General features: G+C 64.1%; 8 protein-coding genes. All 8 read left to right on the top strand.

Annotated elements, in window-relative coordinates; translation table 11 throughout:
- The coding region (locus tag PHC73_RS07860; protein WP_300126484.1) for a zinc-binding dehydrogenase at window positions 1-564 on the top strand (564 nt) is incomplete at its 5' end.
- Window positions 565-710: 146 nt separating this feature from the next.
- Window positions 711-2,666 (top strand): DUF1302 family protein, encoded by a 1,956-nt coding sequence (locus PHC73_RS07855; protein ID WP_300126482.1) that lies wholly within the window; start codon window positions 711-713, stop codon window positions 2,664-2,666.
- Between the two features lie 97 nt (window positions 2,667-2,763).
- Entirely contained in the window at window positions 2,764-4,032 is a 1,269-nt protein-coding gene (locus PHC73_RS07850) for a DUF1329 domain-containing protein (protein WP_300126480.1), read from the top strand.
- 195 nt (window positions 4,033-4,227) lie between these two features.
- Window positions 4,228-5,187: a YCF48-related protein gene (locus PHC73_RS07845; RefSeq protein ID WP_300126478.1), complete on the top strand. Its 960-nt coding sequence runs from the start codon at window positions 4,228-4,230 to the stop codon at window positions 5,185-5,187.
- A 101-nt stretch (window positions 5,188-5,288) separates the two neighbouring features.
- The gene (locus PHC73_RS07840; RefSeq protein WP_300126476.1) at window positions 5,289-7,610 is read left to right on the top strand and encodes an efflux RND transporter permease subunit; all 2,322 of its coding nucleotides are present in this window, start codon (window positions 5,289-5,291) and stop codon (window positions 7,608-7,610) included.
- Window positions 7,611-7,664: 54 nt separating this feature from the next.
- The gene (locus PHC73_RS07835) at window positions 7,665-7,985 is read left to right on the top strand and encodes a non-heme iron oxygenase ferredoxin subunit (RefSeq protein ID WP_300126474.1); all 321 of its coding nucleotides are present in this window, start codon (window positions 7,665-7,667) and stop codon (window positions 7,983-7,985) included.
- A gap of 30 nt (window positions 7,986-8,015) precedes the next feature.
- Window positions 8,016-8,507: an aromatic-ring-hydroxylating dioxygenase subunit beta gene (locus PHC73_RS07830; RefSeq protein WP_300126472.1), complete on the top strand. Its 492-nt coding sequence runs from the start codon at window positions 8,016-8,018 to the stop codon at window positions 8,505-8,507.
- Between the two features lie 47 nt (window positions 8,508-8,554).
- Window positions 8,555-9,210 (top strand): Rieske 2Fe-2S domain-containing protein (locus tag PHC73_RS07825; protein WP_300126470.1); only part of this gene is annotated, 656 nt, incomplete at its 3' end.

The following is a 9,210-nucleotide window of genomic DNA, read 5'->3' as shown; positions in this document are numbered from 1 at the left end:
GCGCTCGATCCACCGGCCGGCAGCGCCATCGCCATTTTTGGTGCCGGTGCCGTGGGCCTGAGCGCCGTCATGGGCGCGGTGGTGGCCAACTGCACCACCATCATCTGCGTCGACATCAAGGACAACCGCCTCGAGCTGGCCAAGCAGCTCGGCGCCACGCACGTTATCAACGGCATGCAGTGCAACCCGGTGGAAGAAATTCAAAAAATCACCGGCGGCCGTGGCGTGCCCTACATGCTGGAGACCACCGGTAACCCCAAGGTGCTGGAAGGGGCGGTGTTCAGCCTAGGCATGGGCGGCGTCGGTGGCATCGTCGGCGCACCGGCCATGGGCACCACGGTCAGCATCGACGTCAACTTCATGCTGTTTAACCGCACCCTGCGCGGCATCATCGAGGGCGACAGCAACTCGGACGTGTTCATCCCGCGTCTGATCGAGCTGTACAAGCAGGGCCGGTTTCCGTTCGACAAGCTGATCAAGTTCTACAGCCTCGACCAGATCAACCAGGCGGCCGCGGATTCCGAGGCCGGCAGCACGCTCAAGCCCGTGCTGCGCATGGTCTGATCGAGCGCAAGTTTCCATGCGCCCGTGGTTTGCGGGTGCATGGGGAGGCCGCCGAACCGGCGGCATTGAGGGGGAGCGACTGGCGCCAGCAGGCGCCCGCCATGACTCGACTTTCGGGAGGGACAACCCAAATGCAAGCGCAACACATGAAGTGGGTCCGTGCGACCCTGCCGGCCGGTGTGATCGCCCTGCTCGGATCCGCCGTGCTGGCGCCGGGCATGGCCCGGGCGGTGGAGTTCGAGTACTCCGGTTACATCCGCGAGCACCTGTCGATGAACCTGCAGGACAGCAACGAGTTCGAGCCCAAGGGCTCGCCGGACCCGCTGGGGCTGACGTCGATCGGCGACAACTTCGGCGGCCAGGGTGAGCTGTCCATGTGGCGCCACAGCGGCAAGCTGGAAGCCTCGGCAGATTTTGGGCCATTCCAGATCGCCGGCGTCGGCCGCATCGCGCGCGAGACGCGCACCAGCTACGAGCGCGGCCTGCAGAACGCCAGCAAAAAAACGCCGGCCTATGTGACGCTGGGGGCGGGTGGTGCCGGGATCATCGGCGGTTACCTGGGCGTGCCGGGGCCAGCCATCCCGAGCCTGATCGATCAGGGCGTGTTCGCCAACGCCGGAGCTTTCAACGGGGCGAACATGAATGCCCTGTTGACCGGCGCCGGCCTGCCGTGTGCCGTGGTGACCTGTTTTCCGGCCGACCACCCGGGCCTGGGCGCTGGCACGCAGGATGACCTGCTCCTGGAGGACTACGACTCCACGGAGTTGCGCGAGATGTACGTGACGTTCAACGTCACCGATCGCATGCACTTCAAGCTTGGCAAGCAGCAGGTGGTGTGGGGCGAGACGGACTTCTTCCGCGCCATGGACATCATCCACGGCTACGACCTGCGCTGGCGTTCCTTCCTCGAGCTCGAAAACGAGGAGCTGCGCAAGCCGCTGATCCTGGGCAACGTCACCATCGACGTGCCGGAGTTGGCGGGCTCGCTGCAGCTGATCTACCGGCCGGGCTGGGATGCCGGCGACGACATCGGCGACTCGGGCCCCATCAATGGCGGCCGCTGGGCACCGGTGCCCTGGGCGGGCGCGGGCGTGACCAGCTCGCTGATCGGTCCCTACAATTACCACCACAACGGCGCCGACGAGGACGATCCCAACTACGGCTTCCGCTGGTCGGGCACCTTCAAGCAGGTGGGGTACTCGTTCGCCTACTACCGCGGCCTGAGCACCGACGGTCTGGTGGTGCGCAACCCGCTACTGGGTGGCACCACCAACTTCGGCCAGTGGGAGGGTGGCAACTACCGCCTCACCGAGCTGATTTTCCCGAAGATCGAAACCTACGGCTTCACCTTCAACGCCTACTCCGGCCTGCTGGACTCGGTGCTGCGCGGCGAGCTGGCGTTCACGCCCAACAAGCCGTACAACACCGGCACCGACACCTACGTCGATCTGTTCTCGTTCTTGAGCGGGGTCAGCGCCAACAGTGGCGGCTTGCCATTTTTCCCCGGAATCACGCTGCTGAACGACCCGCATAACCCGGCCAGTGGCTACCGGCCGGGTGCAGGCGGCGTCACTTCGGGTGGAGCGCCGGTGGGCGCCAGCCTGTCGGTGCCGGGCCTGGCCGACATCGTCGAGAAGGACACCCTGAAGATCATGCTGGGTGTGGACAAGAACCTCAACTGGACCATGAACGCGTTGGGCACCTCGCGGCCGGCGTTCTGGACCGCGCAGCTGTTCGACACCTGGGTGATGAACTACGACCGTGACGACGACATCGTCGAGAGCTTCGGCTTCGGTGCTGCGCGGCGCGAGCACCAGACCATCCTCACCAACGCCTTCACGTTCCCGTACAAGTACGACACCGTGACGCCGGGCATTGCCGTGGGTGTGGACCTGGGCAGCTTCGACTCGTTCGTCATTCCGTCGCTGGACCTGCAGTACGGTGACCACTGGCGGGTACGCTTGGAAGCCGACCTGTTCTTCCCGGCCCATACCGAGACCACCAATCTCGGCATGACCGGCAGTGACCGCAACGACGCGCGCCTGCTCGGCACGCTGTCGAACCGCGACCAGCTGGTGGCGCGCATTACCTACCAGTTCTAAAGAAAACTGGAGGGCCTTCGGGCAGTAAGTTTTCGGCCGCCGGCAGCTGCCGGCGGCCGAAGCGACGATGACATCAATCGGAGTGAGGATCTACAGGATGTTGAAGATAGATTTGTCCCGCCTGCTGGCGGTCAGCGGTTTGATGGCTGGTCTGGCCGTGGCCGGGCCGGCGCCGGCGGAAGAAGTGCCCGAAGGCACGCTGCTGAGCGCGGCAACCATTGACGGATTACTCGACAAGACCCTTGAAGGCAAGCCGATCCGCAGCCTGCTGGTGGGCCAACAGGAGAAGATGATCCGCGAATTTGGCTGGCAGATGAAGCTGGTCAAGGCCAAGCCGGCCGCAATGGCGTCCGGGCTGCTCGAATTGACCGAAAAGTACAAGGGTCAGGCGAGCCTCGATGCCGGCAAGCACCTGGTCAACTACACCACCGGTGTGCCGTTTCCTGACCTCGACCCGGCCGATCCGGATGCCGGCTACAAGCTGGTTTACAATGCCTTGCGCGTCGGCTGGCTCGGCGATGCGCTCAATTTGCAGCCAGTCAACTTTCTGATCATCGACGGCAAGAAAGGCCTCGAGAAAGAGCAGGGCTGGGTGTATCGGCGGTTCTTGATGTCCGGACGCCTCAGCGAGCCATACGTGCTGGACAAAAACATCGCCAAGTACGAGGCGCTGATCAACGTCTATCCGAACGATACGCGCGGTCTTGGTCTGTTGACCGTCAACTACGCCGATGGCCGGCTGCCGGACGTGTATGCCTACGTGAAGAGCCTGCGGCGCGTGCGCCGCCTGTCGAGCGGCGCCTGGGCCGATCCGGTGCAGGGAACGGACCTGTTGTTCGACGACACGTTCGGTCTGAATCTGGACCCGACCTGGTACGAGGGTTGGAAGTTGCTCGGCAAGCGCCAGGGCCTGGGAGTCAATCATTCCATCCTGCCAGCGCTCGACGAAAAGGCCAGCGGCAAGGCCAAGTACCCGTTCATGCGCCTCGACGAGCCGCCGCACTGGAACTTCCAGGCTGACGCCTATGAGGTCAGCGAGGTCTGGGAACTGGAGGGCACGCCCAAGAACAACCACCTGGTCAGTCGGCGGCACATGTTCCTCGGCGCCACTGTGGGCGCCCCCAAGATGTACTGGCAGGACCACTACGACCGCAAGGGCGAGCACTGGCATACCGAGTCCATCACTTATAAGGACTGGAAGTGGGACGACGGCCGCACCGGGCCGACGGTGAGCGGTGTGCTGCTGGTCGACGTGCAGCGTCTGCACGCCACGGCATTCGGTTACTCGTCCGGTTTCCACCACAATCCGCCGGACGCCAAGGCCGCCGACTACGCGCCCGAAGCGCTGCCGCGCATGTTGGAGTAAGCTTTTGGCCCGGGCCGGCGGAACCGGCCGGCCCGGGCGTTATCAGCGAAGGCCGCCGCACTCAAATCGGCGGCTTTTTTTTCGCGGTATCCGCACCGGAATGCGCGGGTGCCGGTTGGCTCTGGTTTTTTGACGAGGCCTATGGAAATGGCGCAGCGGTCGATGACCTCGAGGGTTTGGGCGGTGTTGTCGCCCGTGTTGGTGGTGGTGGCGCTGGCGGCGTTGTCACGGGTGCGGCTGGAGGTGCCGCGGGCGGTAATCGAGCCGCCGGTCATCGAGAGGCGAGATCGTTTCTTGGGTGTGGTGGCATTGGGAGACGTGCTGTGGGCCGTCGGCAAGGACGGCAAGATCATCCGCAGCGACGACGGCGGCAAGACTTGGTTCCGTCAACAGACCGGCCTGCACACCAATTTCCAGTCCATCGCTGCCTGGGACGCCGACCGGGCAGTGGTGGTCGCCAACGAGGGCAAGGGCTTGATCACCGGCGATGGTGGCAAGACCTGGCAGCCGGTGAGCTTGCCGGTATCGGATATGGGAAGCGGCAAGGTGCTGCGCGTGCGCCTGGACCCGCAGGGCCGCGCCTGGGCGGTGTCGGAAATCAACGTCATCATGCGCTCGTCCGATTTCGGCAAGACCTGGCAGCGGGTGACGCAGGTCGACGACGACGTGGCCTGGAACGACATCGCATTCAACGGCGACGGCACTGTGTGTGTGGTGGGCGAGTTCGGCCGCCTGGCATGCAGCGCTGACGATGGCCTCACCTGGCAGGCGCGGGAAACGAACGTGGCGCCTAGCCTGATGTCGATTGTGTTCCGTGACGCCCAGCACGGCTTGGCGGTGGGTCTCAGCGGTACGGTGCTGGCCACCGATGATGCAGGCGCCAGTTGGCGGCAGGCTCCGGTCGAAGGTCTCGACCGCCACTTGTTCGACGTGGTATGGACCGGGGCGCGCTGGGTCGCCGTCGGCGACAAGGGTGTCGTGCTCAGCGGCGATGCCGATGCCAGTCACTGGGAAGTGGGTCGGCTCAATGATCAGGATTTCGCCTGGCGCATCGCGCTGGCGCGGCATGGTAACGGCGTGGTTGCCGTCGGATTGAATGTGGGGCGCTGGGAGGCCGGGCGGTGGCAATTGTTCGGCCCGCGCTTGCACCATTGACGCCCGCTGCGCGGCGATCTTGAACGCAATTGCAGTTTTCGAGCAGGGATCAGGTCATGCAACAGGTTAGTCGGGTCGAACGGTTCGCGGCATTCTGTGTCGTGCATCGCAACGTCGTGACTGCGCTCATTTTGGCCCTCACCGTGGTCTTCGGTTATTTCGCGGCGCATGTGGAGATCAGGACGATCTTTCACGATTTGCTGCCGAAGGGTCACCCCTTTATCGAGATCAACGACAAATACAACGAGCGTTTCGGTGGGCCGAACATCGTTTCGATCATGGTCGAGGCCGAGCAGGGCGACATCTTCCAGCCCAAGGTTCTGCAGCGCATCAAGCAGATCACCGACGACCTGTATCTGGTGCCGGCGATCAATCAGTTCCAGGTGGTTTCGCTGGCGTCGCGCAAGCTGCGATCCATCAACTCGTCCACCGAGGGCATCGAAACCAAGCCCATGATGTGGCCGGAGCTGCCCAAGAATCAGCAGGAGATCGATTCGCTGCGCGAGCAGGTGTTGGCCAATCCGTTGGTCTATGGCCGCTATGTATCGCCGGATCTGCGCTCGGCGCTGGTGACGGCCGACTTCATCGACCGGCTGATCGACTACGAAAAACTGTACGACGGCATCATGCACATCGCCGAGAAATACAACGGCGATGGCGTGCGCGTGCGGGTCGTCGGCGAGCCGCTGCTGACCGGTTGGGTGGTGCACTTCCTACCCGAAACGTTCCACCTGTTCCTGCTCACCATCGCCATCATGGCGGCGCTGCTGTTCGTGACGGTTCGCACCTGGCGTGGTGTGCTGCTGCCGATGCTGGCGGGGGTGGTCAGTGCCCTGTGGGCGCTCGGTATCGCCAGCCTGTTCAAGGTCAACTTCGATCCGCTGATCATCGTGGTGGCGTTTTTGGTGACGGCGCGGGCCATTTCGCACGCGGTGCAGATGTTGGCGGCGTTCGACGACGAGCTGGAGCGCGGTTATGCGCCGCGCGATGCGGCTGCCAAGGCGCTGGTGGCGCTGTTCCGTCCGGGCATGCTGGGCGTGGTAGTGGACGCGGTGGCCGTGGCCATCGTGGCGGCCATGCCGATGCCGCTGCTCCAGAAAACCGCTTTCGTGGGCGCGGTCTGGCTGGGCACCATCGCCGTCTCGGCGATGGTGCTGGTGCCGACCCTGCTGTCCTGGGTGACCAAGCCCCACGCGACGGCGTTTCCGGTCGACACCAACCGTTGGCTGCTACGCCCGTTGCTGAACTTGTGTGGCGCGTTGGTGCTGGGCCGCCGCTCGGTTGCGGTGGTGGTGATCGGCCTGCTGGTCCTGCTCGGCTCCGGCTACTACGCCACGCGCGTGACGGTGGGCGATGCCCTGCCGGGTACGCCGCTGCTGTGGCCGGACCATCCCTACAATGTCGATGCCAAAGCCATCAACGACACCTTCCAAGGCAGCGACCAGATGTTCGTGGTGGTGGATGGCGAGGGGCCGAACGCGATGAAGGAGCCCGAGCTGCTGACCAACATCGACAACTTCCAGCGCTATCTCGAGACGCAGCCGCAGATCGGCGGCACGGTGTCGGTGGTGGACCTGATCGGCCCGGTCAACGCCAACCTGCACGAAGGCAACCGCCGCTTCGAGGAGCTCGGCCCCACCGCCGACATCAACGGCGAGCTGCTGTTCATGTACATGCAGGGCGCCGACCCGGGTGACATGGACCGCTTCGTGGATACCGATTTCAAGGACGGTGCGGTGACCATGTTCTTCCGCGACCACAAGGGCGATACGATCCGCACCGCCGTGTCGCGTATCGAGGAGTACATCGACAACCATCCGCTGCCGGGCAACTCCCAGTACAAGCTGGCCGGCGGCCTGGTGGGCGTGCTGGCGGCGGTCAACGAGGAGGTGTTCGCGCGACAGGTCGAGAGTATCGCGCTCGCCCTGCTCACCCTGTTCGTCCTGTCGGCGATTGCCTACCGCTCGACCGTGGCGGGCCTGTTCTATATGCCGCTGGTGGTGATGTCCAACACCATCACCTTCGCCTTCATGGCCTGGAAGGGGATCGGCATGAACATCAACACGCTGCCGGTGGCTGCGCTGGGCATCGGCTTGGGCGTAGACTATGCTTTCTACGTCGTCGACGGTGTCAAAGAGCGCTTCGAGGAAACCGGCGACGTGATGGCCTCGATCCGTGGCTCGCTGCTGACGGCGGGGCGGGGCGTGCTGATCACCGGCGGTACCATGATCGCCGCCGTGCTGGTGTGGTATGCGTCGTCGCTCAAGTTCCAGGCCGAAATGGGTCTGTTGATGGCGCTGTGGCTGTCGGTGTCGGCGGTGACCTCGTTGCTGCTGATCCCGGCCATGATCTACGTGTTCCGGCCGGCGTTCGTGTTTGGAAACGGCGCGTCGCACGCGGCTGTGAAGCCGGCGGCGGCCTGACGATATGCGCGGCGGGCGGTGTGCGCCTGCCGCCGGTTACGTTATGGGGAAGACATGTCTGATCTGATCAAGCTGTGCAAGACGCAGGACGTGGCGCCGGGACAGGCGCTGGCGGTGGATGTCGAGGGCCTGCCGGCACTGGCGGTATACAACCTGGACGGCGAGTTCTACGTCTCGAACAACATGTGCACCCACGGCATGGCCTGGATGACGGATGGCTATGTCGAGGGCGACGAGGTGGAATGCCCGTTCCACGGCGGCCGTTTCAACATCCGTACTGGCGAGCCGACTGCGTTCCCTTGCGTGGTGCCGCTGCAGACCTACAAGGTTCATGTGGTCGGCGACGACGTATGCATCGAGCGGCCCGCCGCCTGAGCGGTCATCCTGGTACAGCAGGGCCATTTGATGACCGATCTTTCCGCCCTTTCCGCGCTGGAGTTGCACTACCAGGCCAGCAAGTTACTCGCCGACTACGTCGAGTGCATCGATGATGATCGGCTGGAGCAGTGGCCGGACTTGTTCACGCCGGATTGCCTCTATCAGGTGATTTCCCGTGAGAACGCCGACCGCGGCCTCAGTACGAGCGCCATGTACTGCGACAGTCGTGGCATGTTGCAGGATCGAGTAGTGGCGTTGCGCCACGCCAATATCTACGCCAAGCACTATTACCGGCACGTGCTCAGTAACGTCAACGTGAAGGGCGTCGAGCGCGGCGAACTGCTCGTGCAGAGCAACTACGTGGTGCTGCAGACCCTGGTGGAAGGCGACACTCACGTCTTCAACGCCGGCAAGTACCTGGACCGCATGGTGGCCACGGCGGACGGTCTGCGCTTCAAGAGCAAGGTGGTCGTGTTCGACACCTATCGCATCCCCAATCTGCTCGTAACGCCGCTTTGACGTGGCCTGGCCGGGTGCATGCCGGCCGCTGTACGGAGACTCCCCCAATGAATGCCATCCGCGAACCCGCCCTGAGCCATCTGCGCTGGCCGGTGGCCGGCGGCAGCCGCGTCCCCTACGGCGTGTTTACCGATCCGGCCGTCTATGAGCTGGAACAGCAGCGCATTTTTCGCGGCGACCACTGGTCGTTCGTCGCGTTGGAGGCCGAGATCCCCAATGCCGGCGATTACAAGGCGACGTTCGTCGGCGACACCCCGGTAGTGGTCAGCCGCGCCGAGGACGGCTCCATCTACGCCTACGTCAACCGCTGCGCGCACCGTGGTGCCGCCATTTGCCGCGAGCTGCGCGGCAATGTGCAAAACCACCTATGCGTCTACCACCAGTGGGCCTACGACCTGAAGGGCAACCTGATCGGCGTGCCTTTCCGGCGTGGCCTGAACGGTCAAGGTGGCATGCCGGCCGACTTCGACATGAAGCAGCACGGCCTGCAGAAGCTGCGTGTCGACGCCCATGCCGGGCTGGTGTTCGCGACTTTCTCGGACACGGTCGAGGCACTGCAGGACTATTTGGGGCCGATGCCGCGCCAGGCCATTGACCGCATCATGCGCCGGCCGATCAAGGTGCTGGGTGACCAGCGCCAGTACGTGGCCGGCAACTGGAAGCTGTACGCCGAAAATACGCGCGACCCGTACCACGCCAGTCT

The sequence above is a fragment of the Immundisolibacter sp. genome (assembly GCF_028696615.1).
GTDB lineage: Bacteria > Pseudomonadota > Gammaproteobacteria > Immundisolibacterales > Immundisolibacteraceae > Immundisolibacter.
This window is presented reverse-complemented; position numbering and strand designations above follow the sequence as displayed.

What these genes read in the sequence shown, in the direction of transcription:
- PHC73_RS07835 (WP_300126474.1), top strand. Translation starts at nt 7,665, where the DNA reads ATGTCTGATCTGATCAAGCTGTGCAAGACGCAGGACGTGGCGCCGGGA.
- PHC73_RS07855 (WP_300126482.1), top strand. Translation starts at nt 711, where the DNA reads ATGAAGTGGGTCCGTGCGACCCTGCCGGCCGGTGTGATCGCCCTGCTC.
- PHC73_RS07830 (WP_300126472.1), top strand. Translation starts at nt 8,016, where the DNA reads ATGACCGATCTTTCCGCCCTTTCCGCGCTGGAGTTGCACTACCAGGCC.
- PHC73_RS07850 (WP_300126480.1), top strand. Translation starts at nt 2,764, where the DNA reads ATGTTGAAGATAGATTTGTCCCGCCTGCTGGCGGTCAGCGGTTTGATG.